The organism is Streptomyces sp. NPDC059787 (genome assembly GCF_042732315.1).
Lineage (GTDB): Bacteria > Actinomycetota > Actinomycetes > Streptomycetales > Streptomycetaceae > Streptomyces > Streptomyces atrovirens.
The window spans coordinates 230,057-255,326 of the sequence record NZ_JBHWHX010000002.1 but is presented as its reverse complement, the minus strand read 5'-3'; the positions used below and the strand labels follow the sequence as shown (position 1 = coordinate 255,326).

Here is a 25,270-nt window from a genome sequence, read left to right as displayed (position 1 = left end):
TTTAGTTGAGCATTGAACTTCCTGCCACCCCGAACGAAGAGAGCCCGGAGGACATTCCCTCCGGGCCCGGTGCTTCAGGAGTGGCGTGCGCCGGCCGTCCGCGCGGCGACGGCCTCAGCCGTACATGCGGCGCATCGCGAACTCGACCATCTGCTCCACGGCCTTCGCGTCGAACACCATCCGGTGCTCGCCCTCCATGTCGAGCACGAAGCCGTACCCCGTGGGCAGCAGGTCGATCACCTCGGCGCCGGTGATCACGAAGTACTTGGACTCCTTGCCCGCGTACCGCCGCAGCTCCTTCAGCGAGGTGAACATCGGGATCACCGGCTGCTGGGTGTTGTGCAGGGCGAGGAATCCGGGGTTGTCGCCGCGCGGGCAGTAGACCTTGGAGGTGGCGAAGACCTGCTGGAAGTCCTCGGCCGCCATCTGCCCGGTGGTGAACGCGCGCACCGCGTCGGCGAGCGAGGGCGCGGACGGCTCCGGATACAGCGGCGCCTGCTGCCCGTACCCGCCCTGCATCTGCTGCTGCGGCGGGACGTAACCCTGCTGTGCCCCTGCGCTCTGGTCGTAGCCGTACATGCCGCACAGACTACTGATCCGGCGGGAGGGCTGGGTCACAGATGTCCGGATCGGGGTTGCTTCTTATTACCGACGGGTAGCATCATCGGAACTACTTGCCGGTACGTGAATCAGTCGCGAGGAGTCAGTGCCTCGCCGATACCTCTCCAACGGGAGCCGTCGCCATGGGGCACTACAAGTCGAATCTCCGCGACATCGAGTTCAACCTCTTCGAGGTGCTCGGACGCGACAAGCTGTACGGCACGGGTCCGTTCGACGAGATGGACGTCGACACCGCGAAGAGCATCCTGGAGGAGCTGACCCGGCTCGCGGAGAACGAGCTCGCGGAGTCCTTCACGGACGCCGACCGCAACCCGCCGGTCTTCGACCCCGAGACCAACACCGCGCCGGTCCCGGCGTCCTTCAAGAAGAGCTACCAGGCCTTCATGGACTCCGAGTACTGGCGCCTGGGCCTGCCCGAGGGCGTCGGCGGCACCACGGCTCCCCCGTCGCTGATCTGGGCGTACGCGGAGCTGATCCTGGGCGCCAACCCGGCCGTGTGGATGTACTCCTCCGGCCCGGCCTTCGCCGGGATCCTGCACGACGAGGGCAACGAGACGCAGAAGAAGATCGCCCGGATCGCCGTCGAGAAGCAGTGGGGCTCCACCATGGTCCTCACCGAGCCGGACGCCGGCTCGGACGTGGGCGCGGGCCGCACCAAGGCCGTGCGGCAGGAGGACGGCTCCTGGCACATCGAGGGCGTGAAGCGGTTCATCACCTCCGGTGAGCACGACATGTCGGAGAACATCCTCCACTACGTGCTCGCGCGTCCCGAGGGCGCCGGACCCGGCACCAAGGGCCTGTCCCTCTTCCTCGTCCCGAAGTACCTCTTCGACTTCGAGACCGGCGAGCTGGGCGAGCGCAACGGCGCCTACGCCACCAACGTCGAGCACAAGATGGGCCTGAAGGCCTCCAACACCTGCGAGATGACCTTCGGCGACCGCCACCCCGCCAAGGGCTGGCTGATCGGCGACAAGCACGACGGCATCCGCCAGATGTTCCGCATCATCGAGTTCGCCCGCATGATGGTCGGCACGAAGGCGATCTCCACGCTGTCGACGGGCTACCTCAACGCGCTGGAGTACGCCAAGGAGCGCGTCCAGGGTCCGGACCTGGCCAACTTCATGGACAAGTCCGCGCCCAAGGTCACCATCACCCACCACCCCGACGTGCGCCGCTCGCTGATGACGCAGAAGGCGTACGCGGAGGGCATGCGCGCGCTGGTGCTGTACACGGCGTCGGTGCAGGACGCGATCGCGGTGAAGGAGGCGGCGGGCGAGGACACGAAGACCGAGCACGCCCTCAACGACCTGCTCCTGCCGATCGTCAAGGGCTACGGCTCCGAGAAGGGCTACGAGCAGCTCGCCCAGTCGCTGCAGACCTTCGGCGGCTCCGGCTTCCTCCAGGAGTACCCGATCGAGCAGTACATCCGGGACTCCAAGATCGACACCCTGTACGAGGGCACCACCGCGATCCAGGGCCAGGACTTCTTCTTCCGGAAGATCGTCCGCAACCAGGGCGCGGCGCTGAACTCGCTGGCCGAGGACATCAAGAAGTTCCTGGCGCTCGGCGAGGGCGGCGAGGAGCTCGGCGCGGCCCGCGAGCACCTGGCCAAGGCGGCCGTCGAGCTGGAGGCCATCGTCGGCCTGATGCTCACCGACCTCGCGGCCACCGAGCAGGACGTCAAGAACATCTACAAGGTGGGCCTGAACACCACCCGTCTGCTGATGGCGTCCGGTGACGTGATCGTCGGTTACCTGCTCCTGCGCGGTGCCGCGATCGCCGCCGAGAAGCTCCCGACGGCCTCCGCCAAGGACGTCGCCTTCTACACCGGCAAGATCGCCGCGGCGAAGTTCTTCGCGGCCAACGTCCTGCCCGGCGTCACCCTGGCCCGCAAGGTCGCCGCGGGCGTCGAGCTGGACCTGATGGAGCTGGACGAGGCGGCGTTCTGACCCCTTCCGGGACCTCCCGGACCTCCTCCGGATCTCCCGGACCTCCTCCGGGCCTCCCGGGACCTCCCCGGACAGACCCCACGAGATCCGGCCGGACCCCGCCCGAGGGCCCGCTCCCGCACAGGGAAGCGGGCCCTCCCGCTCGTTAAGGTGAACCCATGAGCGAACCCCCCCGCTTCGATCGCGGCCACACCGACGACCTGATGTCCTTCCTGGCGGCGAGCCCCACGCCGTACCACGCCGTGGCGAACGCCGCCGAGCGGCTGGAGAAGGCGGGCTTCCGGCAGGTCGCGGAGACGGACGCCTGGGACGGGTCGGCAGGCGGCAGGTACGTGCTGCGCGGCGGTGCGATCATCGCCTGGTACGTCCCCGAGGGCGCAGGCGCGCACACCCCCTTCCGGATCGTCGGCGCCCACACCGACTCCCCCAACCTGCGCGTCAAGCCCCGGCCCGACAGCGGGGCGCACGGCTGGCGCCAGGTCGCCGTGGAGATCTACGGCGGGCCGCTGCTCAACTCCTGGCTCGACCGCGACCTGGGCCTGGCCGGCCGGCTCTCCCTGCGTGACGGCTCCACCCGGCTGGTCAACGTCGACCGCCCCCTGCTGCGGGTCCCCCAGCTCGCCATCCACCTGGACCGCTCCGTCAACGCCGACGGCCTCAAGCTCGACAAGCAGCGGCACATGCAGCCGGTGTGGGGCCTGGGCGACGACGTGCGCGACGGCGACCTGATCGCCTTCCTGGAGGAGACCGCGGGGCTCCCGTCCGGCGAGGTCACCGGCTGGGACCTGATGGTGCACTCCGTCGAAGCACCCGCCTACCTGGGCCGCGACCACGAGCTGGTGGCCGGCCCGCGCATGGACAACCTGCTCTCCGTGCACGCCGGCACGGCCGCGCTCGCCGCCGTGGCCGCCAAGGGTTCCGGCCTCTCCTACATCCCCGTCCTCGCCGCCTTCGACCACGAGGAGAACGGCTCCCAGTCCGACACCGGCGCGGACGGCCCGCTGCTCGGCGGTGTCCTGGAGCGTTCGGTGTTCGCGCGCGGAGGATCGTACGAGGACCGGGCCCGCGCCTTCGCCGGCACCGTCTGCCTCTCCTCCGACACCGGCCACGCCGTCCACCCCAACTACGCGGAGCGGCACGACCCGACGCACCACCCGCGCGTCGACGGCGGCCCCATCCTCAAGGTCAACGTCAACAACCGCTACGCCACGGACGGTTCCGGACGGGCGGTCTTCGCGGCGGCCTGCGAGAAGGCGGACGTCCCGTTCCAGTCCTTCGTCTCCAACAACGCGATGCCGTGCGGCACCACCATCGGCCCGATCACCGCCGCCCGGCACGGCATCAGGACCGTCGACATCGGCGTGGCCATCCTGTCGATGCACAGCGCCCGCGAACTGTGCGGCGCGCAGGACCCGTTCCTGCTCGCGAACGCCCTCGTCGCGTTCCTCGACGGCTAGTCGACCGCCCCGCGGCGCATGGGTGACGCCCGCCCGGGTACCCGGTCCGCACCGGAAACACCGGACAGGGAGGCGACACTCATGGGCCTCGGCGGATGCATCATCCTCATCGCCGTGGGAGCAATCCTCACGTTCGCGACCGACTGGGACATGCAGGGTGTCAACCTTGACCTGGTCGGCGTCATCTTCATGATCGTCGGTCTGATCGGCGTCGCGACGTTCAGCAGCATCGCCCGGCGCAGGCGGGTCGTGGTACCCCCCACCACCCCGGTCGTGGACGACACCACCCGCCCCCGCACCCGCGACGGCTACAGCGACGGGTACGGGGTCTGACCGGCCGACAGGAACCACCGAAGGGCGCGGGAGAACGTCTCTCCCGCGCCCTCGTCGTGCCCGGAGGGGTCAGCCCGTCGGGCTAGTGTCCGCGTCCCGGAACCGGGCGCGGGGAAGGGCTGGCGGCATGAGATTCCTTGTGCGGGACCGGATCCTCGGGATCGGGGACGACTACTGGATCGAGGACGACCGGGGGAACCAGGTCTTCCTCGTCGACGGCAAGGCGATGCGGCTGCGGGACACCTTCGAGCTGAAGGACACCGAGGGGCGCGTCCTCATCGACATCCGCCAGAAGATGTTCGCCCTGCGCGACACGATGGTGATCGAGCGCGGCGGGGAGCCGCTGGCGACGGTCCGGCGCAAGCGGCTGTCGCTGCTGCGCAACCACTACCGGGTGGCCCTGGCGGACGGCGGCACCGAACTGGACGTCAGCGGCCGGATCCTCGACCGGGAGTTCGCCGTCGAGTACGACGGCGAACTGCTCGCCGTGATCTCCCGGCGGCTGCTGAGCGTACGGGACACCTACGCCGTCGACGTCGTGCGCGAGGACGCGGACCCGGCGCTGCTGATCGCGGTGGCGGTGTGCGTGATCAACCTGGCGGAGAAGGAGCGGGAGGGGTAGCGGGGAAAAGGCAGGGGCCGGTGGGCCACCGGTGCTGCCGTGGTGCAGCGGGCCCTCCTTCCGGGCATCCATCGCAGATGACTGCGCGATGACACGACGGAAGGGCGGACGGATGACGACCGGTGGAACACGCGGCGGACGCGGAGCGGGAACGGGTGGGCGCGGCGGCGCACGGACGGCGGTGCTGATGGCCGTGACGGCGTTGCTCTCGACGCTGGTCGGCGCGGCACCGGCCGTGCCGGTGGCGCCCTCCGGCCCGTCCCGGGCGAGCAGCGCTCCAGCACCCTCCGGCTGGCACACCGTCTGGGCGGGCTCCCAGCAACGGCTCGCGCAGACCACCCTGAACGACCAGTCGGTGCGGTCGATCGCCCGCCTGAGCCAGGGCGGGAACGCCGTACGGGTGCGTGTCCAGAACGAGTTCGGCACCGAGCCGCTGAGGATCGGGCGCGGCACGGTCGCCCTGAGCGACGACGGGAGGAGCGCCGCGGTCCGCGCCGGCACCACCCGGCCCCTCACCTTCCACGGCCGTACGTCCGTCACGGTGCCGGCCGGCGGCGACGTGTGGAGCGATCCGGTCGCCCTCACGACGGCACCGCAGAGCGACCTCGCGGTGAGTCTCCACGTGCCCGGCAGCGTGCGCCCCGGCGAGCACGGCGCGGCGTACCGCGACAACTACCTCACCGAGCCCGGCAGCGGTGACCACGTCGCCGACACGGACGCGGCGGCGTACACGAGGACGGTGGGGTCCACCTACCTGGTGAGCGCGGTGGACGTACGCAACCCGCGGCTGCGCGGCACGATCGTCGCGTACGGAAGCTCCGTGGTGGACGGCGCGGGCAGCACCGACTGCGGCCCCGGGTGCGACGGGAACGGCAACAACAGCCGCTGGACGGACGTCCTCGCCCGCCGCATCACCGCGGAACTGCCCGCGCACCGGCAGCTCGCCGTGGCCAACGCCGGCATCAACGGCACCCACAGCGCGGCCGGCTGCCCGGACGCTCCCGCGTCGGTCGCCGGACTCGAAGCCGGACCGCGCCTGCGGCGCGACGTCCTGGCACTGCACGGCGTGACCGGGGTGATCTACTTCTACGGCACCAACGACCTGCAGAACAAGTGCACGTCGGACCAGATCATCAGCAGCTACAAGGACGTCTTCGCACGGCTCCACGAGGCGGGCATCGAGGTGTACGTCGTGCCGAGCACCCCGCGCCCGATCTACACCGACCGGATGAACCGCTACCGCTGGGACATCGGCGCGTACGTGGGCGACCAGGGCGACTGCGGCGGCGAGTGCGACGGCGTCGTCGACTTCGACCACGCCATCTTGGACCCGGTGAGCCCCAACAGCATCAACGGGGCGTACGACGTCGGCGACGGGATCCACGTCAACAAGGCGGGCCACGAGGCCGAGGCGAAGGCCGTCCCGCTGCGCATGCTGCTGTCCTCGGCCCGGCGCTGACCGGCACGTCTCCGGGCGGCCGCCCCACCCCGTGCTTCCCGCGGCGGGGCGGTCTACCCGGTGGTGTGCCGGGGAGCGGCCAGGCCCAGGACGCGGTCCTTGAGGGCCGGGAAGCGTTCGCGGGTGCCCGCCACCGTGGTGGGGTCGAAGTCGACCGTGAGGATCTGCTCGCCGGGGCCCGCCTCCGCCAGGACCTCGCCCCACGGATCCACCACGATCGAGTGACCCGCCTGTGGAACTCCCGCGTGCGTCCCGGCCGTTCCACACGCGAGGACGAACGACTGGTTCTCCACCGCCCGTGCCTTGGCCAGCAGCGTCCAGTGGGACCGGCGGCGTTCCGGCCAGCCCGCCGGGACGACGAGGGTCTCGGCACCGGCGTCGACGAGACCGCGGAAGAGTTCGGGGAAACGGAGGTCGTAGCAGGTCGCCACACCGACGACGGTGTGCGGCAGACGGACCGTCACAAGTGCGTCGCCCGCCCCCATCAGCACGGCCTCGCCCTTGTCGAAGCCGAAGCGGTGGATCTTGCGGTAGGAGGCGGCCGGCTCACCGGAGGGGGAGAAGACGAGCGAGGTGTTGTAGAGGGTGCCGTCAGGGGCACGCTCGGGGATCGAGCCCGCGTGCAGCCACACGCCCGCGTCGCTCGCGGCCTTGGCCATCGCCTCGGAGGTCGGCCCTTCGAGCGGTTCCGCCTCACTGCCGAACTCCTCGTACGCGAACGCGCCCGTGGTCCACAGCTCCGGCAGCACGACGAGATCGGCCCCGGCCTGATCCCGTACCATCCCGGCGACCCGGAGCCGACGCGATTCGACCGATTCGTCCTCGTTCACGGCGACTTGGAGCAAGGAAGCGCGCACACTACCACCGTCCTGGCATTCGACCCGCGCACACGGGCCTACGATCGTCACACGAAAGCACTGCCGGGGTGCCTCACAGCAGCGTAACTTAGCGTCCCGAGACACCCGCCGAGTGCAGCCACCGCCCACTGGCACCGCCGCCACAACCTGCCCGTGTACCGACCGCCGAGGGGTCCCGTTTCCGTGAGTCTGCATCCCACCCTCCAGCCCTACGCCGACGCCTGGACCCACTCCATCGAGGCGATATCCGAGCTGGTGCAGCCGCTCCCGGAGGCCGACTGGAACCGGCGGACGCCGTGCCCGGGCTGGTCGGTCCGCGACGTCGTCTCGCACGTCATCGGTCTGGACTCCGAGATGTACGGCGACCCCCGCCCCATCCACACGCTGCCGCGCGACCTGTTCCACGTCACCAACGACCACCAGCGGTACATGGAGATGCAGGTCGACGTGCGCCGCCACCACACGGCGCCCGAGATGACCTCCGAGCTGGAGCTCTCGATCATCCGCCGCAACCGCCAGCTGCGGAACGAGAACCGCGAGCCCGGCGCCAAGGTGCGCGGCCCGCTGGGTACGGAGCTGACGCTGGAGGAGTCGATGCGCCGGCACGCCTTCGACGTGTGGGCGCACGAGCAGGACCTGCGCACGGCCCTCGGCCGCCCCGGCAACCTCGACTCCCCCGGCGCGCACATCGCCCGTGACGTGCTGCTCGCCGAGCTGCCGCGCGTGGTCGCCGAGCTGGCGCAGGCGCCGCGCAGCTCGGCCGTGGTCCTCGACGTCCACGGTCCCGTGGAGTTCCTGCGCACCATCCGCGTCGACATCCAGGGCCGGGGCACCCTGGAGACGGCCCCGGCCCTCGGCCCGGCCGCCACCCTCGTCCTCGACTGGGAGACCTACGTCCGCCTGGCCTGCGGCCGCGTGACGGCGGAAGCGGTGACGGACAGGGTGAAGACGGAGGGCGACCTGGACCTGGCGGCGGCGATCCTGAGGCACTTCGCGGTCACCCCGTGATGGTCGCGGGCAATCGTGCCGCAGGGGCGATGGGGATCCCCCGCTCGAGCGAAGCCGAGAGTGGGGGAGGGTGGGCGATGGGGGCACCTCCCAGGCCGTTCAGGCACTGGGGGAGGCACCCGGCAAGCGCCGGCCGCGCGGCCCACCCCCGCCCAGCAGCGACACCGGGTGCCGTCACACAGGCACGTGCACCGAGCTCACCCGGCTCGCCACCAACCGCTCCCGCTCCCTGCGCACCGCCCGCCTCCGCAACCGCAGGATCTGGGTGACACCCAGAACCTGCAGCACGAACACGGACGAGAAGGCGACGGCATAGTCGTCCCCCGTCGCGTCCAGCAGCACCCCGACCGCGAACAGCGTCGTCATGGAGGCCACGAACCCCCCCATGTTCGTGATCCCCGACGCCGTCCCCTGCCGCTCGGCCGGATTCGCCGGCCGCGCGAAGTCGAACCCGATCATCGACGCCGGCCCACAGGCCCCCAGCACCACGCACAGCACCACCAGCAGCCACATCGGCGCCGTGTCCGCCGGACAGACCAGGGTCGCGGCCCACAGCGCCGCCGTCGCCCCCACCGTCCCCAGCGCCAGCGGCAGCCGCGCCCCGTGATGCCGGGCGATGACCTGGCCGTAGACGAGCCCGAAGACCATGTTGGACAGCACGACGAGAGTCAGCAGCTCACCGGCGACCGCCCGCGACAGCCCCTGCGCCTCCACCAGGAACGGCATCCCCCACAGCAGCAGGAACACCATCGCCGGGAACTGGGTCGTGAAGTGCACCCACAGCCCCAGCCGCGTCCCCGGCTCCCGCCAGGAGGCGGCGATCTGACGGCGTACATAAGCAGCCCCCTGGTGCGGCACCGGCTCCGGTTCGTGCTCCTCGGGGTGGTCCTTGAGGAAGAACAGGAGCAGCACGAACACCACGACACCGGCCACCGCGCTCCCCGCGAACGCCGCCGTCCAGCCGATGCCGTGCAGCAGCCGCGCCAGGACCAGCGTGGAGACGAGGTTGCCCGCCATGCCGGCCAGCCCCGCCATCTGCGCGATCAGCGGCCCGCGCCGGGCCGGGAACCACCGGGTGCCCAGCCGCAGCACGCTGATGAACGTCATCGCGTCACCACAGCCGAGCAGTGCCCGCGAGGCGAGCGCCATGCCGTACGAGGGTGAGAACGCGAAGCCGAGCTGCCCGGCCGTGAACAGCACCACGCCGATGCCCAGCACCTTCTTGGTGCCGAGCCGGTCGACCAGCAGCCCGACGGGTATCTGCATGCCCGCGTAGACCAGCAGCTGGAGGATGGAGAAGGTGGACAGGGCGGAGGCGCCCACGTCGAAGCGATCGGCGGCGTCGAGACCGGCCACACCCAGCGACGTACGGAAGATGACGGCGACGAAGTAGACCGAGACGCCGATCCCCCACACGGCGAGGGCGCGCCGTCCGCCGGGAGGATCCCCGGGCAGCGTGCCGCTCATCGCACCTCGCCCCTGGCCAGGTGGGAGAGCCGGCCGACGTGCCGGTGGACGACCTCGACGGCCGCCTCCGCGTCGCCGGAGCGCAGCGCCTGAAGGATCTCCCCGTGCTCGGCGAGGGTCTTGGCGATCCGGTCCGGGTGGGAGTGCATCACGGCGACGCCCATCCGGAGCTGGCGGTCGCGGAGCTGGTCGTAGAGGCGGGAGAGGATCTCGTTGCCGCCGCTGCGGACGATCTCGGCGTGGAAACACCGGTCGGTGACGGAGGCCGCGGCGAAGTCACCGGCCGCGGCCTGCTCCTTCTGCCGGGCGAGCAGCTCCTCCAGCCGCTCGATGAGTCCGGGCGGCGCGGGTACGGCCTTCCGGGCGGCGTGCTCCTCGACGAGCAGCCGGGTCTCGACGACGTCGGCGATCTCCTGCGCGGAGACGGGCAGGACGAGGGCGCCCTTCTTCGGGTAGAGCTTGAGCAGCCCTTCGCCCTGCAGCCGCAGCAGTGCCTCGCGCACGGGGGTCCGCGAGACCCCCACGGCCTCGGCCAGCTCGCCTTCGGTGAGCAGTGTCCCGCCCTCGTAGCGGCGGTCCAGGACGCCCTGCTTGACGTGGGTGTAGACGCGGTCGGCGGCGGGGGGTTGCTTCACGGGGGCCATGCTGGTCATGCGGACAGGATAGATACAACACGCACGCATGGAAGAATCCATCCACGATGCGGACTCGAAGAAGTCCGAAGTGACCCCGGTTCGCGCACAACCATCCGCACGCACCGCGAGTCAGAAAGACGCGGCCCCTTTATGGGCCGCGTCTCAACTTGGCCGCAGGGTACGGCCATTCCAGGCAATCGGGGTATTCGACTTGAAGATCGACATTCAGGGCTTCCGTGTCCGCAGAGCCGCCGGCGTCGCCGTGACCACCGGCGCCCTGCTCGCCTCCGGGGCCCTCTACGCCGCGCCCGCGCAGGCCGCCGCCGCGCCGTCCATCGTCGCCAAGGGCGGCTTCGTGATGAACAACGCGAACGGCAAGTCGCTGTACACGAAGGCGGCCGACACGCGTCGTTCGACCGGCTCGACGACGAAGATCATGACCGCGAAGGTGGTGCTGGCGCAGAAGAACCTGAACCTCGACACCAAGGTCACGATCCAGAAGGCGTACAGCGACTACATCGTGTCGAAGAACGCCTCGTCCGCACGGCTGATCGTCGGTGACAAGGTCACCGTGCGCCAGCTGCTGTACGGGCTGATGCTGCCGTCCGGCTGCGACGCGGCGTACGCGCTCGCGGACAAGTTCGGCTCGGGCACGACGCGTGCGGCCCGCGTGAAGTCGTTCATCGGCAAGATGAACTCCGAGGCGAAGAAGCTGGGCCTGAAGAACACCCACTTCGACTCCTTCGACGGCATCGGGAACGGCAGCAACTACTCGACGCCGCGCGATCTGACGAAGATCGCGAGCAGCGCGATGAAGAGCTCCACGTTCCGTTCGATCGTGAAGACGAAGAAGTACACGGCGAAGACGAAGACCAAGACGGGCAGCACCCGCACGATGGCGCCGTGGACCAACACGAACTCGCTGCTCAGCAGCTACAGCGGCACGATCGGCGTGAAGACCGGCTCCGGCTCGGTGTCCAAGTACTGCCTGGTCTTCGCCGCGACCCGCAACGGCAAGACGGTCATCGGCACGGTCCTCGCCTCGTCGTCGTCCGCCCAGCGCGAGAAGGACGCGAAGAAGCTCCTGGGCTACGGCTTCGGCAAGATCTGACACCGCTGAACCGGAAAGGGGCCCACAGCAGTTACGCGTGGGCCCCTTTCGCGTGCCTCGCACTGCCCTCGGCACTGGGCGACGAGAGATGTCCGAGACCGTAACTGGAGGTTACGGTCTCAGCGTTTACGCAGGTGGAAAGCGGTGCCGAGAAATGTCACCGCGCCGACGACCTCGCCGTCGCCTCGGGCATCCGCCATACACGTCGCCATGAGCCGCCGCAGTGGTTTCGTTCACTTTCGCTCGCAGTCGTGAACATCATCGAACTGGCTGGCATATGCCCTCCTTTGCGCTCTACGTTCCGCAGCGGAGGTGGTTCATATGAACGAACCCATCAAGCGACCGCATTCTGCCGAACGGCACGAGGCGATCGACGTCAGCGACTTCGTGTACGCGGCCACCGGCGCCCGGGTCCGGAGGCTGACCATGCCGGACGGGTCTCACTGGTTCCCGGCGGTGGACGTGTGCAAGGAACTCGGCCACAAGAATTCCCGGAAGGCGCTCGCAGACCATGTCCCCGACGAGCACCGAGAGTGTATCGAGACCGTAAGCAGAGCTTACGGTCTCAGCATTCCCGCAGGTAGGGAGTGGCGTCGAGACTTGCAAGTCATCTCTCTGCAAGGCCTCATCCTGCTCGTCAACGCCTGCACCAAATCGTCCTGCGCCCCCTTCAAGCAGTGGGTCGCCGAGGTCATCGAGACCGTCCAGCGCGAGGGTTCCTACTCTCTCGACGAGGCCGAGGTGCAGCCCGCCGACCCCGGCGCCCCCATCGCCTACGCCATGCCGGAGCAGGTCGCCGAGGCCATCGTCCGGCTGGAGGCGCACAACCTTCGGCTGGACGAGGAGCTGGCCGACGGGCAACGCGAATCGATCGCTTTGCAGAAGGAGACGGTGGCCATACAGAAGGAGATGCTGGCCACGCAACAGGCCACGCTCACTGTCCAACAGGCCACGCTCGCCGTGCAGCAGGCCATGGTGCGGGCGCTGGAACGCATCGCGGACCGGTTCTACACCCTTGTCCTCGAGCGCCGGGCACCCTTCGGACGCCTCACCACGCGGCTCACCACCGAGTCCGTCCTTGCCGACTGGCGGCATCGGCTGTCCGTGACGGAGGACGTGTGGGCGGTGGCCGTGGTGATCGCGCCGGTGCTCGTCGAGCAGGGTGAGCTGCGCGAGCCGCTGGAGTCGATCGCCGCCCGTACGGGGCTTTCCGTGCGGCGCGTCAACGAGTGTCTGAGGCTGCTGCGCAAGCACGCCTGTATCCGCTCGCGGGGTGGGGCGGAGGACGCCGCTCCGGTGTACGTGCTCCCGTAGGTCCGAGCGGACCGGCACAGCAGGAGGGGCGTCGCAATCCGAAGTTGCGGCGCCCCTCCTGTCTCATGAACCTAGTGGTTCACAGCCCTCATGCCCAGCTGATCAACCGCTTCGGCTGCTCCAGGATCGCCGCCACGTCCGCCAGGACCTTGGAGCCCAGTTCGCCGTCGACCAGGCGGTGGTCGAAGGAGAGCGCCAGGGTGGTGACCTGGCGGGGCTTCACCTTGCCCTTGTGGACCCATGGTTGGGGCTTGATCGCGCCCACCGCGAGGATCGCGGACTCGCCCGGGTTGAGGATCGGCGTGCCCGTGTCGACGCCGAAGACGCCGACGTTGGTGATCGTGACCGTGCCGGCCTGCATCGCCGTCGGCGAGGTCTTGCCCTCGCGGGCCGTGGACACCAGTTCACCCAGGGACTCGGCCAGTTGCGGCAGCGTCTTGGCGTGGGCGTCCTTGATGTTCGGCACGATCAGACCGCGCGGGGTGGCCGCCGCGATGCCCAGGTTGACGTAGTGCTTGACCACGATCTCCTGGGCCGCCTCGTCCCACGACGCGTTGACGTCGGGGTTGCGCTTGATCGCGACCAGCAGGGCCTTGGCGATCAGCAGCAGGGGGTTCACGCGCAGGCCCGTGAACTCCTTGTCCTGCTTGAGCTCCTCGACCAGCTTCATCGTCCGCGTCACGTCCACCGTCACGAACTCCGTGACGTGCGGCGCCGTGAACGCCGAGCCGACCATCGCCGCCGCCGTGGCCTTGCGGACCCCCTTGACGGGGATGCGGGTCTCGCGGGCGGTGTCGTACGACACCGGGGCCGCGGGGGCGGCAACCGGTACGGCGGCGGCCGGGGCGGTCTCCTGCGGAGCCGGAGGCGCCACCGCCGCGTGGACGTCCTCGCGGGTGATGACGCCGTCCGGGCCGGTCGGGGTGACCGTCGTCAGGTCGACGCCCAGGTCCTTCGCCAGCTTGCGCACCGGCGGCTTCGCCAGCGGGCGCGAAGCCCCCGCGGCGGGGGCCGCCGGGGCGACGTGGCCGTTCAGCTCGTGCTGGACCGCTGCCACCGCCTGCTGGGCGGCGGTGTCCGGGGCCGCCTGCTTGCGGGGGCGGCGGCGCGTCGAGGACGTCGCCACGCCGTAGCCGACCAGGACCGGCTGGCGGGCCGCCGGCTGCTCCTCGGGCTCCTCGGCGGGGGCAGGTGCAGGTGCCTCCTCCTCCACCGGTGCCGCGCCGCCCGCGACGTCCACCGCGATGATGGACGTGCCCACGTCCACCGTGGTGCCCTCGGGGAAGTGCAGCTCGCGGACCACACCGTCGTAGGGGATGGGCAGTTCGACGGCCGCCTTCGCCGTCTCGACCTCGCAGACCACCTGGCCGTCGGTGACCGTGTCACCGGGCTGGACGTACCACTTGAGGATCTCGGCCTCGGTGAGGCCCTCGCCCACGTCCGGCATCTTGAACTCGCGTACGGACGCGTTCGTCATCGTCGTCACGACCCTCTCCTCAGTACGCCAGCGAGCGGTCGACGGCGTCGAGCACCCGGTCCAGGTCCGGGAGGTAGGACTCCTCCAGGCGGGCCGGCGGGTACGGGGCGTGGTAGCCGCCCACCCGCAGCACCGGGGCCTCCAGGTGGTAGAAGCAGCGCTCCGTGATCCGCGCGGCGATCTCCGCGCCGGAACCGAAGAACACCGGTGCCTCGTGGACGACGACCAGGCGGCGGGTCTTCTCCACCGACGCCTGGACGGAGTCGAAGTCGATCGGGGAGACCGAGCGCAGGTCCAGCACCTCCAGGGAGCGGCCCTCCTCGGCCGCCGCGTCCGCGACCTCCCGGCAGAGCTTCACCATCGGGCCGTACGCCGCGAGGGTGAGGTCCGTGCCCTCGCGCACCACGCGCGCGGTGTGCAGCGGGCCCGGGATCGCCTCGGTGTCGACCTCGCCCTTGTCCCAGTAGCGCCGCTTGGGCTCGAAGAAGATCACCGGGTCGTCGCTCTGGATGGCCTGCTGCATCATCCAGTACGCGTCCGACGCATTCGACGGGGAGACCACCTTCAGGCCCGCCACGTGCGCGAACAGCGACTCCGGGGACTCCGAGTGGTGCTCCACGGCGCCGATGCCGCCGCCGTAGGGGATGCGCACGACGACGGGCATCTTGACCTTGCCCAGCGAGCGGGCGTGCATCTTCGCGAGCTGCGTGACGATCTGGTCGTACGCCGGGAAGACGAAGCCGTCGAACTGGATCTCCACCACCGGGCGGTAGCCGCGCAGGGCCAGGCCGATCGCCGTACCGACGATGCCCGACTCGGCGAGCGGGGTGTCGATGACGCGGCTCTCGCCGAAGTCCTTCTGCAGGCCGTCCGTCACCCGGAACACGCCGCCGAGCTTGCCGACGTCCTCGCCCATGACGACGACCTTCGGGTCCGCGTCCAGGGCGTGCCGCAGCGACTCGTTGATCGCCTTGGCCAGGGCCATCTTGTCCGTCATGTCACTTACCCCCGTCCGCGTCCGCGAACGACGCCTGGTACGCCGCGAACTGCGCACGCTCCTCGTCCACGAGCGCGTGTCCGTCCGCGTACACGTTCTCGAAGATGGCGAAGTGGTCCGGGTCCGGCATGGCACGGACCGCTTCGCGCACTCGTTTGCCCAACGCCTCGCTCTCGGTCTCCAGTTCCGCGAAGAATCCCTCGTCCGCGTGGTTTGCGGACTCCAGATAGCGGCGAAGACGCAGGATCGGGTCCTTGGCCTCCCAGGCCAGGCGCTCCTCGTCGCCCCGGTAGCGGGTCGGGTCGTCGGAGGTGGTGTGCGCGCCCATGCGGTACGTGAACGCCTCGACCAGCGTCGGCCCCTCACCCGCGCGGGCCCGCTCCAGGGCCCACTTGGTGACGGCCAGGTTCGCCAGCACGTCGTTGCCGTCCACGCGGACGCCCGGGAAGCCGAAGCCCTGGGCGCGCTGGTACAGCGGCACGCGGGACTGCTTCTCGGTCGGCTCGGAGATCGCCCACTGGTTGTTCTGGCAGAAGAACACCACCGGGGCGTTGTAGACCGCGGAGAAGGTGAAGGCCTCGGCCACGTCGCCCTGGCTGGACGCGCCGTCGCCGAAGTAGGCGATGACCGCGCTGTCCGCGCCGTCCTTGGTGATGCCCATCGCGTAGCCCGTGGCGTGCAGGGCCTGCGAGCCGATGACGATCGTGTACAGGTGGAAGTTGTTGCCGTTCGGGTCCCAGCCGCCGTTGTTCACGCCGCGGAACATGCCGAGCAGGTTGGTCGGGTCCACCCCGCGGCACCAGGCGACGCCGTGCTCGCGGTAGGTGGGGAAGACGTAGTCGTCGTCGCGCAGCGCCCGGCCGGAGCCGATCTGTGCCGCCTCCTGCCCGAGCAGCGAGGCCCACAGGCCCAGCTCGCCCTGGCGCTGCAGGGAGGTGGCCTCGGCGTCGAAGCGTCGGGTGAGCACCATGTCGCGGTAGAGGCCGCGCAGGTCGTCGGCGGTGATGTCGGCGACGTACTTGTCGAACTCGGCGTTCTTGACGCGCTTGCCCTCGGGCGTCAGCAACTGGACGAGGGCGGGCTCGGCGCTCTTCCCGGCGCCGGTGGCCTTCTTGGTGCTGGTGGTGCGCTTGGTGCCGGTGGTGCCGGCCTTCGTTCCGGCGCTGCGTCGCGATGTGCGCGCGGCAGTGCTCTCCACGGTCACGTGTGCTCCTCCGTCGGTCCGGCCCCCGGGGTTGCCGGTAGGCCAGTGCGGCTCACCTGTTCTCGACCACCGGGCACGGGGTGGGTGCCACTCGGCCGGGAACAGGCGTGACAGGTGCCCCGGCGAGCGCCCTGCAAGAGGCACGTTACCCAGTGCTCCACATCTCTGTGAAACCCCTCTGACCTGCGATTTTGCTTGGATTTCCAAGTAAATCGGAGAAGGTGTCGAAGGCGCGCTGGTCACAGCCTCGCAGGAGGCCGGAGCAACGGCACGTTATCCCGGCCACCCCGGGCACGGGAAGGGTCGAGTTTCGCGACCGGAAGTGGTACGCCGCGCGGGGTGAGCGGGGGTGCGGCCGGGGTCAGCCGGTCACACCCTCGATGCTGCCCGTGCCGGCGTTCTCGCTGCCCGCGTCCGTGCCGCCGTTCTCGGTGCCCGCGTCCGTGCCGCCGTCCCCGGTGCCCGCGTCCGTGCCGCCGTCCCCGGTGCCACCGTCCCCGGTGCCGCCCGACTGGGTCGGCTGCGCGGACGTCGGCGGGGTGCTCGGCGCCTCGCTCGTCGGGTCCTGCGTCTCCGTGTACGTCGGCTCCTGGGACGGCGTGTACGACTGGTCCCAGTTCCCGCCGGACCCCGTGCCCGGGTCGGTCTCGGTCTCCGTGCCCGGGTCGGTCGTCTCCTCGGTCGCCTCGTCGCTCGGGCTCTCGCTGGACTTCTCGTCGCCGGTGCTCTGCGTCACGGACGGCGACGTGTCGGTCTTGCCCCCGCCCCCGCCGCCACCGCCGTTCTGCAGCGCCAGCGCCACTCCCGCCGCGACGGCGATCACCGCGAGCACCGCGAGGACCCACAGCTTGCCGCGGCCGCTGCCCTTGTTGCCGTGTCCCTCGAAGCCGCCGTCGTCACTGCCGTACCCGCCGCCGTACCCGGCGGGCAGGATCGGCTGCGGGATCGCCGCCGTACCGGCGGCGTCCGGGTGCGGCATCGCGGTCGTGCCCGCGAAGCCGGCCGCCGGGGTGCGCGGGCCCTCGTGCATCTCCACCGGGCCGGTGTTCCAGGTGCCGGTGTGGCCGCCCTGCTCGTAGAGCATCTGCAGCGCGTACTGGATCAGCCCGCGCATCTCCTCGGCCGTCTGGAAACGGTCGTCGGGCTCCTTGGCGAGGGCGCGCATGACCATGCCGTCCAGCTCCGGCGGGCAGGCGTCCGAGGCCTCCGACGGGGGCGTGGGGATGTCCTGGACGTGCTGGTAGACCACCGACAGCGGCGTCTCGCCCGTGAAGGGGGGCCGCAGCGCCAGCAGTTCGTACAGCAGGCAGCCGGTGGCGTACAGGTCGGACCGGTAGTCGACGGCCTTGCCGAGCGCCTGCTCCGGGGAGAGGTACTGGGGGGTGCCCATGACCATGCCGGTCTGGGTCATCGTCGTGGACGCGCCGTGCAGCGCGCGGGCGATGCCGAAGTCCATCACCTTCACGGCACCGTTGTGGGTGATGATGACGTTGGCCGGCTTGATGTCGCGGTGCACGATGCCGTGCTGGTGCGAGTAGGCGAGCGCCTCCAGGACACCGGAGACGATGATCAGCGCCTGTTCGGGGCCCGGGGCCTCGGCGTTCATCAGCAGGTCGCGGATGGTGCGGCCCTCGACGATCTCCATCACGATGTACGGCACCGACTGGCCGCCGACGACGTCCTCGCCGGAGTCGTACACGGCGACGATGGAGTGGTGGTTGAGACCGGCCACCGACTGCGCCTCGCGCGTGAAGCGCGCCTTGGAGACGGGGTCCTCGGCGAGGTCGGCGCGCAGCAGCTTGACGGCGACCGTGCGGCCGAGACGTACGTCCTCGGCGGCGAACACCTCGGCCATGCCGCCCCGGCCGAGCCTGTGGGTCAGCCGGTACCGGCCGTCGCCGACGAGTCCGCCGTTGCCCCAGTTGTCCGGCGCGTCCGAGATGCCGCCGCCAGTCGCCTCGGGGTCGGACGGGCCCTGAGCGCGCTGCTGCTGTGCCATCAGTCCTCGCCGTCGTTTCTGCCCGCGGTGCGCGCGGTGTTGTTACGGTCTTCGTCGGCCACGCTACAGCCTCGGCGTGTGCCCCCGGTCCGGGACGGGCCTCCAGGACCGGCACGAGACGGACCGGCCATGAAACCCGTACTCCGTACTGTCGTGCAAATTCCGTGTACCGGTAGTACGACCGCTGTAACGCTTCCGCGACGCTTCCTTCGCGTACGGTCACGGAACGGGCACCGCGCTTGACGTGTCAGTGGCCTGGGGCAGACTTGGCCGGGAATAGCGCATTGGATCTACGACGGATCGGCCACCGGGACGGCGGCGCCGGAGAGGCTACGGGGGACGCGGAACATGAGCCAGGACGGCGCACAGGGCCACAACGCGGGGCGGGCGCTCGCCGGCGGACGTTACCAACTGCGGGACCTGCTCGGCCAGGGCGGCATGGCCTCGGTCCACCTCGCCTACGACAGCGTGCTCGACCGCCAGGTCGCCATCAAGACGTTGCACACGGAACTCGGCCGGGAGCAGGCCTTCCGTGAGCGCTTCCGCCGCGAGGCCCAGTCCGTGGCGAAGCTCACGCACACCAACATCGTCTCGGTCTTCGACACGGGCGAGGACGACGTGGACGGCATGACGACGCCGTACATCGTCATGGAGTACGTCGAGGGCCGTCCGCTCGGCTCCGTGCTCGACGAGGACGTACGGCAGCAGGGCGCGATGCCCGCCGACAAGGCGCTGAAGATCACCGCGGACGTGCTGGCGGCCCTGGAGATCAGCCACGAGATGGGGCTGGTCCACCGCGACATCAAGCCGGGCAACGTGATGATGACCAAGCGCGGCGTGGTCAAGGTCATGGACTTCGGCATCGCCCGCGCCATGCAGTCCGGCGTGACGTCGATGACGCAGACCGGCATGGTCGTCGGCACCCCGCAGTACCTCTCCCCCGAGCAGGCGCTCGGCCGGGGCGTGGACGCCCGCTCCGACCTGTACTCGGTCGGCATCATGCTGTTCCAGCTCGTCACCGGACGGCTGCCGTTCGAGGCGGACTCGCCGCTGGCCATCGCGTACGCGCATGTGCAGGAGGAACCGCCGGTCGCGTCCTCGATCAACCGTTCGCTGCCGCCGGCCGTGGACGCGCTGATCGCCCGCGCGCTGAAGAAGAATCCGAACGAGCGTTTCCCCAGCGCGGAGTCCATGCGCGGGGAGTGCCTGCGGGTGGCGCAGTCCTTCCACCCGGCCCCGCCGAGCATCGTGCCGGGCGCGCAGGCGCAGAGCGGCGCGGGCGTCGGTTCCGCGGTGTTCCCGCCGGTCGGCCAGGCGCCACAGGCACCCACGGGCAACGTGCAGACGCCGTACCAGCCGGCGCCGGCGCCGCACCCGTACGGCACCCCGGCGCCGTCCGCGCCGTCGCCCGCGTACGGCTATCCGCAGCAGGGCGGCTACCGGACGCCCGCCCCGTCGCCGTACGCGCCGCAGCCGCAGACCCCGTCGCCGTACAACATCACGCCCCAGACGCCCGGCTCGGGCGGCTCGGGCGGTGGCCGGAGCAAGCCGGTGGTCATCGGGGCGGTCGTCGTCTCCCTCGTCGCCGTCGGCGGGCTGATCGCGGCGCTGATGATGAACGGCGGTGACGAGGATCCGCAGGCCGGCGGGGGTGGCAGCGCTTCGGCGTCGGCGTCGGCGACCAAGGCGGAGGGCTACCGCGGGCCGGACACGAAGAAGACGATCGACAAGGAGAAGTGCGAGGAGCCGTACGAGTCGACCAACGATCCCGACAAGATCCAGCTCCCCGACTTCAAGTTCAAGTACATCCAGTCGGTGAAGGAGTGCTTCCAGGCCGCCGGCTGGGGAGACTTCAAGATCGTCGAGGTCGACGAGAACACCTACGGCGAGGGCTCCGTCAGGGAGCAGTTCCCGCCGGCGGGCACGGACGTCGACCCCGAGGACATGCCCGAGATCACCCTCAAGGTCTCGACGGGCAACCCCCCGTCCTGACCCCGGGACGTACAAGACGTGACGAAGGGGCCCGGCACCGGATGCCGGGCCCCTTCGTGGCGTTCGGACAGGGACGTCGCGCGGTCTACGGGGACGTAGCGCGGTCTACAGGTACGGACCGCCCGAGCGGCCGCCCGGGTGCGGGTCCTCCAAGCCGTCGCCGACGCCGGGCGGGAGGGCGCGGCGCATCTGCTCCAGCTGGGCGCGCGCGGCCATCTGCTGGGCGAAGAGCGTGGTCTGGATCCCGTGGAACAGGCCCTCCAGCCAGCCCACCAGCTGGGCCTGGGCGATCCGCAGCTCGGCGTCGCTCGGGGTGGTCTCGTCCGTGAAGGGCAGGGAGAGCCGCTCCAGCTCCTCGACCAGCTCCGGGGCCAGACCGTCCTCCAGTTCCTTCACCGAACTGGCGTGGATCTCCTTGAGGCGGACCCGGCTGGCCTCGTCCAGGGGAGCCGCGCGCACCTCCTCCAGCAGCTGCTTGATCATGCTGCCGATCCGCATGACCTTCGCCGGCTGCTCCACCTGCTCCGTCACCGGGGTCTCGCGGGAGTCCTCGTCTCCGGTGCCGCCGCTGAGCGCCATACCGTCCTGGCCGACGACCAGGATCTGCGGATTCTCCGGCGACCGTTCGTTCCTCGGCATCTCCATGCCGCCATTGTCGCGCACGGCCGTGCACCGCTTCGGCGGTGCCCCCGGAAGTGGGGTTCTCCGGCGGGGGTCCACCCGACGGCCGTATCCGGAATGCCGGGAGCGCCCGGGAATGCCAGGCTGTTGGGCGTCCATCCGGCCCATCTTGCCGACGGTGTGACCGAGCACCGGCCGGCGCGGGAGGTCACGGTCGTGGCTCCATGGCTGCGTGTAGTGGGGGCGACGGTTGTTCTGGTCACGGGGGCGGCGGTGGTGCCGTACGGCCCTGTCGTGGCGCCCCTCGGCACGGGGGCGGCGTACGGGGTCGGCGCCGTTCCCCCTTCCGCGTCCCCGTCCCCTTCGCCCTCGTCGTCGCCCTCCGGGGAGCCGTCGCGGGCCGGGAGCCGGCCGGGTGAGGGCCGGGACCGGCCGGGTGAGGGCCGGGACCGGCCGGGGCGGCACGAGATGACCGAGAGGGAGTCACGGGAGCGGGAACACGGCGACCGGGAGCACGGCGACCGGGACGGTCCGGGCGACGGGGGCGCGGGTGCCGTACCGCGGAAGCCGGGGCGTGCCGAGGAGGTGAGCGAGCCGCCACCGCGGCCGGGGGACGACGAGGCCGTGTCCCGGGCGCCGGGCGCGGGCGACACCGTCCCGCGGACACCGGCGTCCCAGGCGGCGGTCCCCGTGCCCTCCGCGACCTCGCGGTCGGCGGAGCCGGACACGGTCGCCTCCTCCACCGAGCCCGTACTGCGCATCCTGCCGCTCGGCAGCGGCCTGATGCTCATCGGACTCGGCTTCGGCCTCGCCTTCGTCGCACTGCGCATGCGTCAGGGGCGCGGCACGTCCTGAGCTCTGCCCGGAATCCCCTGACGGGCCGCGGCGGCCACCCGCACACGGCCTCCCGGCACCCGGGCCGCGGCGTCACCGGGCGGCAGCGCCGCCGCCGGGCGGGCCTCCTGCCAGGACGCGGAACCCGGGGCCGGCCCAGGGTTCCGCGCCGTCTCCCTCCACCGCACCGAGTGGGACACGCACAGGGCGGTGCCGTACTCGGACGGGAACCCGCCCCCGGTGGGCGCGGCCGGCGTGCCGCGCCGGCAGTGGGGGCGGGCCCCGCCCCGGCAGCCGGTCCGGCTCAGTCCGGTGTGACCAGCAGGACCTTGCCGATGTGGCCGCTGTCCTCCACGACCCGGTGGGCGGTGGCCGCGTCCGGCATCGGGATCTCGCGGTCGATGACGGGACGGACCCGGCCGTCGGTGACGAGCGGCCAGACGTGTTCGCGTACGGCCGCCACGATCGCCGCCTTCTCCTCCAGCGGCCGGGCGCGCAGCGAGGTCGCGCTGATGGCGGCGCGCTTGCCGAGGAGGGCGCCGATGTTCAGCTCCCCCTTCACACCGCCCTGCATGCCGATGATGGCGAGCCGGCCGTTGACGGCGAGGGCCTGGACGTTGCGGTCCAGGTACTTGGCGCCCATGTTGTCGAGGATCACGTCCGCGCCCGCGCCGTCGGTGGCCCGCTTCAGCTCGGCGACGAAGTCCTGCTCGCGGTAGTTGATCAGGATGTCGGCGCCGAGTTCGGCACAGCGCTCCAGTTTCCGAGTGGTGCCGGCGGTGACGGCGACCCTCGCTCCGACGGCCTTCGCGAGCTGGATCGCCATCGTGCCGATACCGCTGGAGCCGCCGTGCACGAGGAGGGTCTCGCCGGGGCGGAGGTGGGCGACCATGAAGACGTTCGACCAGACCGTGCAGACGACCTCCGGGAGCGCCGCGGCCTGGTCGACGGTGAGCCCCTCGGGTACGGGCAGCAGCTGCCCGGCCGGGACGGCGACCTTCTCCGCGTAGCCGCCGCCGGCGAGCAGCGCGCAGACCTCGTCGCCGACGGCCCACCCGCTCACCCCGTCACCGAGCGCGGCGATCCGTCCGGAGCATTCGAGACCGGGGTGGGGGGAGGCACCGGGCGGAGGGTTGTAGAAGCCCTGCCGCTGGAGGATGTCGGCCCGGTTGACGGCACCGGCCACCACCTCGACCAGGACCTCGCCGGGGCCGGCCACGGGGTCGGGGACCTCGTCCCACACCAGCGCCTCAGGCCCACCGGGTTCGGGAATCGTGATCGCATACATGAGGGGGACGGTACTCCTGGGACGGGCGCGCGGGCCGGACCGGCCGCCCGGGGAAAACCGTGTGCGGAAGCGATGAGTTTGCGCGACGGTGAAGGTCTGTCCATGCGTAGCCCAAGCATGCGGAAGGACCCGAAGCATGAGCACGCAGACGTCCGGCCTGGCGATCGAGACCGCGGGCCTGGTCAAGACCTTCGGTGAGACGCGGGCCGTCGACGGCGTCGATCTCGCCGTGCCGGCCGGCACGGTGTACGGGGTCCTCGGACCGAACGGCGCCGGCAAGACCACCACCGTGAAGATGCTCGCCACCCTCCTGCGTCCCGACGGCGGCGAAGCCCATGTCTTCGGTCACGACATCGTGCGCGAGGCCGACGAGGTGCGCGGCCGGGTGAGCCTCACCGGCCAGTACGCGTCCGTGGACGAGGACCTCACCGGCACCGAGAACCTGGTCCTGCTGGGCCGGCTCCTCGGCCACCGCAAGCCCGCCGCCCGCACCCGCGCAGCCCAGCTCCTGGAGGCCTTCGGGCTCACGGACGCGGCCGGGAAGCAGGTCAAGCACTACTCCGGTGGCATGCGGCGCCGTATCGACATCGCCGCGTCCATCCTCAACACCCCCGACCTGCTGTTCCTCGACGAGCCGACGACCGGCCTGGACCCGCGCAGCCGCAACCAGGTGTGGGACATCGTGCGCGCGGTCGTCGCCCAGGGCACGACGGTGCTGCTGACCACGCAGTACCTGGACGAGGCCGACCAGCTGGCGTCCCGGATCGCCGTCATCGACCGCGGCAAGGTGATCGCCGAGGGCACCAAGGGCGAGCTGAAGGCGTCCGTCGGCGCCGGGTCCGTACATCTGCGGCTGCGGGACGCCGAGCAGCGGCCGCTCGCCGCCGATCTGCTGCGCCGCGCCCTCGACGCGCGGGTGCAGCCCGAGCCCGACCCGGTGGCGCTGACCGCCCGCCTCACCGCGGCCGCGAGCCACGACACGGCCGCCGAGCAGGCCGCCCGTGCGCTGAGCGAACTGGCTCGCGCCGGTGTCACCGTCGACAACTTCTCGCTCGGCCAGCCCAGCCTGGACGAGGTGTTCCTGGCCCTCACCGGCCACGACACGCGCGTGTCCGGCGCATCCGACCAGGACGACTCCCACGACCCGAAGGACGAGGTGGCGGCATGAGCACCACGACGACCACCGAGAGCGCCGAACTCGCCCCGGTGCGCACCGACTCCCTCGCCGAACTGCTGGTCGCCGAGGAGCGCCCGCCACGGCCCAGCGCCTGGTCGGCCTCGCTGACCTTCGGCTGGCGGGCGATCCTGAAGATCAAGCACGTGCCGGAGCAGCTCTTCGACGTGACGGCGTTCCCGATCATGATGGTGCTGATGTACACGTACCTGTTCGGCGGGGCGCTGGCCGGGTCGCCGAAGGAGTACATCCAGTTCCTGCTGCCGGGAATCCTGGTGATGTCGGTCGTGATGATCACCATGTACACCGGGGTCTCGGTCAACACGGACATCGAGAAGGGCGTCTTCGACCGGTTCCGCAGCCTGCCGATCTGGCGGCCGTCGACGATGGTCGGCTATCTGCTCGGCGACGCCCTGCGCTACACCATCGCGTCCGTCGTGATGCTGACCGTCGGCATGATCCTCGGCTACCGCGCCGACGGCGGGGTCCCCGGAGTGCTCGCCGGGATCGCGCTGCTGGTGCTGTTCTCCTTCGCCTTCTCCTGGATCTGGACCATGTTCGGGCTGATGCTGCGCACCGAGAAGTCGGTGATGGGCGTCAGCATGATGGTGATCTTCCCGCTCACCTTCCTGTCCAACGTCTTCGTCGACCCGCGCACCATGCCCGGCTGGCTCCAGGCGTTCGTCAACAACAGCCCCGTCACCCACCTGGCGTCCGCGGTGCGCGGACTGATGGCGGGTGACTGGCCGGCCGACGAGGTCGCCTGGACGCTGGGCTGGGCCGGACTGTTCGTGGTGGTCTTCGGGCCGGTCACGATGCGGCTGTACAACCGGAAGTAGGCGGCAACCGGA

Annotated in this window: 22 protein-coding genes; 12 read left to right on the top strand and 10 right to left on the bottom strand. The window is 70.7% G+C overall.

The features are described 5' to 3' along the window. Positions 1-114: 114 nt before the first annotated feature. A complete protein-coding gene (locus ACFV5H_RS03145) occupies positions 115-579 on the bottom strand; it encodes an SseB family protein (protein ID WP_030856883.1) in 465 nt (154 codons plus the stop codon). A 164-nt stretch (positions 580-743) separates the two neighbouring features. Between ACFV5H_RS03145 and ACFV5H_RS03140 the strand changes: the two genes are divergently transcribed. The 5 genes from ACFV5H_RS03140 to ACFV5H_RS03120 all read left to right on the top strand — a co-directional run bounded on the left by ACFV5H_RS03140 (position 744) and on the right by ACFV5H_RS03120 (position 6,441). Next, positions 744-2,570 (top strand): acyl-CoA dehydrogenase, encoded by a 1,827-nt coding sequence (locus tag ACFV5H_RS03140; protein ID WP_385051077.1) that lies wholly within the window; start codon positions 744-746, stop codon positions 2,568-2,570. 158 nt (positions 2,571-2,728) lie between these two features. Continuing rightward, positions 2,729-4,027, top strand: a complete 1,299-nt coding sequence (locus ACFV5H_RS03135) for a M18 family aminopeptidase (protein ID WP_385051080.1) — start codon at positions 2,729-2,731, stop codon at positions 4,025-4,027. A gap of 81 nt (positions 4,028-4,108) precedes the next feature. Then, positions 4,109-4,360, top strand: coding sequence for a DUF6458 family protein (locus ACFV5H_RS03130; protein ID WP_085572917.1), 252 nt, complete (start codon positions 4,109-4,111; stop codon positions 4,358-4,360). A gap of 127 nt (positions 4,361-4,487) precedes the next feature. After that, on the top strand, positions 4,488-4,982 hold the full coding sequence (locus ACFV5H_RS03125) for an LURP-one-related/scramblase family protein (protein ID WP_385051082.1): 495 nt from the start codon (positions 4,488-4,490) through the stop codon (positions 4,980-4,982). An 88-nt stretch (positions 4,983-5,070) separates the two neighbouring features. Next, complete coding sequence (locus ACFV5H_RS03120; RefSeq protein ID WP_385192464.1) at positions 5,071-6,441, top strand: GDSL-type esterase/lipase family protein; 1,371 nt, start codon at positions 5,071-5,073, stop codon at positions 6,439-6,441. A gap of 53 nt (positions 6,442-6,494) precedes the next feature. Here the strand turns inward: ACFV5H_RS03120 and ACFV5H_RS03115 are convergent, their stop codons facing one another. Further along, on the bottom strand, positions 6,495-7,298 hold the full coding sequence (locus tag ACFV5H_RS03115; RefSeq protein ID WP_385192461.1) for a carbon-nitrogen family hydrolase: 804 nt from the start codon (positions 7,296-7,298) through the stop codon (positions 6,495-6,497). 183 nt (positions 7,299-7,481) lie between these two features. Between ACFV5H_RS03115 and ACFV5H_RS03110 the strand changes: the two genes are divergently transcribed. Continuing rightward, positions 7,482-8,306: a maleylpyruvate isomerase family mycothiol-dependent enzyme gene (locus ACFV5H_RS03110; RefSeq protein WP_385192458.1), complete on the top strand. Its 825-nt coding sequence runs from the start codon at positions 7,482-7,484 to the stop codon at positions 8,304-8,306. Positions 8,307-8,480: 174 nt separating this feature from the next. Here ACFV5H_RS03110 and ACFV5H_RS03105 read toward each other — a convergent pair whose 3' ends face one another. Further along, positions 8,481-9,773, bottom strand: a complete 1,293-nt coding sequence (locus ACFV5H_RS03105; RefSeq protein ID WP_385192455.1) for a nitrate/nitrite transporter — start codon at positions 9,771-9,773, stop codon at positions 8,481-8,483. Next, positions 9,770-10,426, bottom strand: coding sequence for a GntR family transcriptional regulator (locus ACFV5H_RS03100; protein WP_385192453.1), 657 nt, complete (start codon positions 10,424-10,426; stop codon positions 9,770-9,772). Before ACFV5H_RS03100 ends, ACFV5H_RS03105 begins: the two co-directional genes overlap by 4 nt. 193 nt (positions 10,427-10,619) lie before the next feature. Between ACFV5H_RS03100 and ACFV5H_RS03095 the strand changes: the two genes are divergently transcribed. Then, the gene (locus ACFV5H_RS03095) at positions 10,620-11,519 is read left to right on the top strand and encodes a D-alanyl-D-alanine carboxypeptidase family protein (protein ID WP_385051094.1); all 900 of its coding nucleotides are present in this window, start codon (positions 10,620-10,622) and stop codon (positions 11,517-11,519) included. Between the two features lie 321 nt (positions 11,520-11,840). Beyond that, positions 11,841-12,833: a Bro-N domain-containing protein gene (locus tag ACFV5H_RS03090; protein ID WP_385192451.1), complete on the top strand. Its 993-nt coding sequence runs from the start codon at positions 11,841-11,843 to the stop codon at positions 12,831-12,833. Positions 12,834-12,921: 88 nt separating this feature from the next. Here ACFV5H_RS03090 and ACFV5H_RS03085 read toward each other — a convergent pair whose 3' ends face one another. The 4 genes from ACFV5H_RS03085 to ACFV5H_RS03070 form a co-directional block, all read right to left on the bottom strand. Then, positions 12,922-14,319, bottom strand: a complete 1,398-nt coding sequence (locus ACFV5H_RS03085) for a dihydrolipoamide acetyltransferase family protein (RefSeq protein ID WP_385192449.1) — start codon at positions 14,317-14,319, stop codon at positions 12,922-12,924. 10 nt (positions 14,320-14,329) lie between these two features. After that, positions 14,330-15,307, bottom strand: coding sequence for an alpha-ketoacid dehydrogenase subunit beta (locus ACFV5H_RS03080; protein WP_385192447.1), 978 nt, complete (start codon positions 15,305-15,307; stop codon positions 14,330-14,332). Between the two features lies 1 nt (position 15,308). Then, the gene (gene pdhA / locus ACFV5H_RS03075; protein WP_385051102.1) at positions 15,309-16,511 is read right to left on the bottom strand and encodes a pyruvate dehydrogenase (acetyl-transferring) E1 component subunit alpha; all 1,203 of its coding nucleotides are present in this window, start codon (positions 16,509-16,511) and stop codon (positions 15,309-15,311) included. Between the two features lie 361 nt (positions 16,512-16,872). Further along, positions 16,873-18,510: a protein kinase gene (locus ACFV5H_RS03070; RefSeq protein WP_385192444.1), complete on the bottom strand. Its 1,638-nt coding sequence runs from the start codon at positions 18,508-18,510 to the stop codon at positions 16,873-16,875. A gap of 348 nt (positions 18,511-18,858) precedes the next feature. Here ACFV5H_RS03070 and ACFV5H_RS03065 point away from each other — a divergent pair, with 348 nt between their 5' ends. Continuing rightward, positions 18,859-20,502 carry a protein kinase gene (locus ACFV5H_RS03065; protein ID WP_385192442.1) on the top strand — a complete coding sequence of 548 codons (1,644 nt, stop codon included), beginning with the start codon at positions 18,859-18,861 and terminating at the stop codon, positions 20,500-20,502. Between the two features lie 105 nt (positions 20,503-20,607). On the opposite strand, the gene ACFV5H_RS03060 is transcribed toward ACFV5H_RS03065, so the two are convergent. Further along, on the bottom strand, positions 20,608-21,147 hold the full coding sequence (locus ACFV5H_RS03060) for a bacterial proteasome activator family protein (protein WP_385051108.1): 540 nt from the start codon (positions 21,145-21,147) through the stop codon (positions 20,608-20,610). A gap of 444 nt (positions 21,148-21,591) precedes the next feature. On the opposite strand from ACFV5H_RS03060, the gene ACFV5H_RS03055 reads away from it, so the two are divergent. Continuing rightward, entirely contained in the window at positions 21,592-21,978 is a 387-nt protein-coding gene (locus ACFV5H_RS03055; protein WP_385192440.1) for a hypothetical protein, read from the top strand. Between the two features lie 283 nt (positions 21,979-22,261). Here the strand turns inward: ACFV5H_RS03055 and ACFV5H_RS03050 are convergent, their stop codons facing one another. Beyond that, positions 22,262-23,245 (bottom strand): NAD(P)H-quinone oxidoreductase, encoded by a 984-nt coding sequence (locus tag ACFV5H_RS03050; RefSeq protein ID WP_385051112.1) that lies wholly within the window; start codon positions 23,243-23,245, stop codon positions 22,262-22,264. 136 nt (positions 23,246-23,381) lie between these two features. On the opposite strand from ACFV5H_RS03050, the gene ACFV5H_RS03045 reads away from it, so the two are divergent. Further along, positions 23,382-24,413 carry an ATP-binding cassette domain-containing protein gene (locus tag ACFV5H_RS03045; protein ID WP_385051114.1) on the top strand — a complete coding sequence of 344 codons (1,032 nt, stop codon included), beginning with the start codon at positions 23,382-23,384 and terminating at the stop codon, positions 24,411-24,413. Then, the gene (locus ACFV5H_RS03040; protein ID WP_385051116.1) at positions 24,410-25,258 is read left to right on the top strand and encodes an ABC transporter permease; all 849 of its coding nucleotides are present in this window, start codon (positions 24,410-24,412) and stop codon (positions 25,256-25,258) included. Before ACFV5H_RS03045 ends, ACFV5H_RS03040 begins: the two co-directional genes overlap by 4 nt. Positions 25,259-25,270 lie beyond the last annotated feature (12 nt).